The sequence below is a fragment of the Streptomyces sp. NPDC050287 genome (assembly GCF_044459385.1).
Classification (GTDB): Bacteria; Actinomycetota; Actinomycetes; order Streptomycetales; family Streptomycetaceae; genus Streptomyces.
In genome coordinates this window covers 1-2035 of sequence record NZ_JBITIY010000040.1, presented here as the reverse complement: position 1 = coordinate 2035, position 2035 = coordinate 1, and the positions used below count along the sequence as shown (strand labels likewise).

Genomic DNA, 2035 nt, shown 5'->3' with positions numbered 1-2035 from the left:
TGATGGGTAGGGGAGCGTCGTGTGCCGGGTGAAGCAGCCGCGGAAGCGAGTTGTGGACGGTTCACGAGTGAGAATGCAGGCATGAGTAGCGATACACACGTGGGAAACGTGTGCGCCGATTGACTAAGGGTTCCTGGGTCAAGCTGATCTGCCCAGGGTAAGTCGGGACCTAAGGCGAGGCCGACAGGCGTAGTCGATGGATAACCGGTTGATATTCCGGTACCCGCTGTGAAGCGTCAAACACTGAACCAGGCGATGCTAAGTCCGTGAAGCCGCCCTGGAGCCTTCGGGTGAAGGGGAGTGGTGGAGCCGACGGACCAGACTTGTAGTAGGTGAGTGATGGGGTGACGCAGGAAGGTAGTCCAGCCCGGGCGGTGGTTGTCCCGGGGTAAGGGTGTAGGCCGTGCGGTAGGTAAATCCGTCGCACATATGGCTGAGACCTGATGCCGAGCCGATTGTGGTGAAGTGGATGATCCTATGCTGTCGAGAAAAGCCTCTAGCGAGTTTCATGGCGGCCCGTACCCTAAACCGACTCAGGTGGTCAGGTAGAGAATACCGAGGCGTTCGGGTGAACTATGGTTAAGGAACTCGGCAAAATGCCCCCGTAACTTCGGGAGAAGGGGGGCCATCACTGGTGAGGAGACGTGCTCTCCGAGCTGGGGGTGGCCGCAGAGACCAGCGAGAAGCGACTGTTTACTAAAAACACAGGTCCGTGCGAAGCCGTAAGGCGATGTATACGGACTGACGCCTGCCCGGTGCTGGAACGTTAAGGGGACCGGTTAGTCCGACTTCGGTCGGGCGAAGCTGAGAACTTAAGCGCCAGTAAACGGCGGTGGTAACTATAACCATCCTAAGGTAGCGAAATTCCTTGTCGGGTAAGTTCCGACCTGCACGAATGGCGTAACGACTTCTCGACTGTCTCAACCATAGGCCCGGTGAAATTGCACTACGAGTAAAGATGCTCGTTTCGCGCAGCAGGACGGAAAGACCCCGGGACCTTTACTACAGTTTGATATTGGTGTTCGGTTCGGCTTGTGTAGGATAGCTGGGAGACTGTGAAGCTTGGACGCCAGTTCAGGTGGAGTCGTCGTTGAAATACCAGTCTGGTCGTGCTGGATGTCTAACCTGGGTCCGTGATCCGGATCAGGGACAGTGTCTGATGGGTAGTTTAACTGGGGCGGTTGCCTCCTAAAGAGTAACGGAGGCGCCCAAAGGTTCCCTCAGCCTGGTTGGTAATCAGGTGTTGAGTGTAAGTGCACAAGGGAGCTTGACTGTGAGACCGACGGGTCGAGCAGGGACGAAAGTCGGGACTAGTGATCCGGCGGTGGCTTGTGGAAGCGCCGTCGCTCAACGGATAAAAGGTACCCCGGGGATAACAGGCTGATCTTCCCCAAGAGTCCATATCGACGGGATGGTTTGGCACCTCGATGTCGGCTCGTCGCATCCTGGGGCTGGAGTCGGTCCCAAGGGTTGGGCTGTTCGCCCATTAAAGCGGTACGCGAGCTGGGTTTAGAACGTCGTGAGACAGTTCGGTCCCTATCCGCTGTGCGCGTAGGAGTCTTGAGAAGGGCTGTCCCTAGTACGAGAGGACCGGGACGGACGAACCTCTGGTGTGCCAGTTGTCCTGCCAAGGGCATGGCTGGTTGGCTACGTTCGGGAGGGATAACCGCTGAAAGCATCTAAGCGGGAAGCCTGCTTCGAGATGAGGACTCCCACCCCCTTGAGGGGTTAAGGCTCCCAGTAGACGACTGGGTTGATAGGCCAGGTGTGGAAGCCCAGTAATGGGTGGAGCTGACTGGTACTAATAGGCCGAGGGCTTGTCCTCAGTTGCTCGCGTCCACTGTGTTGGTTCTGAAACCACGAACAGCCCCATGCCCGGTCAGGGTGTGGTGCGGCAGGTTCGACAGTTTCATAGTGTTTCGGTGGTTATAGCGTGAGGGAAACGCCCGGTCACATTTCGAACCCGGAAGCTAAGCCTTACAGCGCCGATGGTACTGCAGGGGGGACCCTGTGGGAGAGTAGGACGCCGCCGAAC

General features: G+C 57.5%; 2 rRNA genes (1 of these 2 cut by a window edge). Both read left to right on the top strand.

Annotated elements, in window-relative coordinates:
- A 23S ribosomal RNA gene (locus ACIBK3_RS46670) occupies positions 1–1825 on the top strand; it begins 1371 nt to the left of the window's first position.
- 93 nt (positions 1826–1918) lie between these two features.
- A 5S ribosomal RNA gene (gene rrf, locus ACIBK3_RS46665) occupies positions 1919–2035 on the top strand.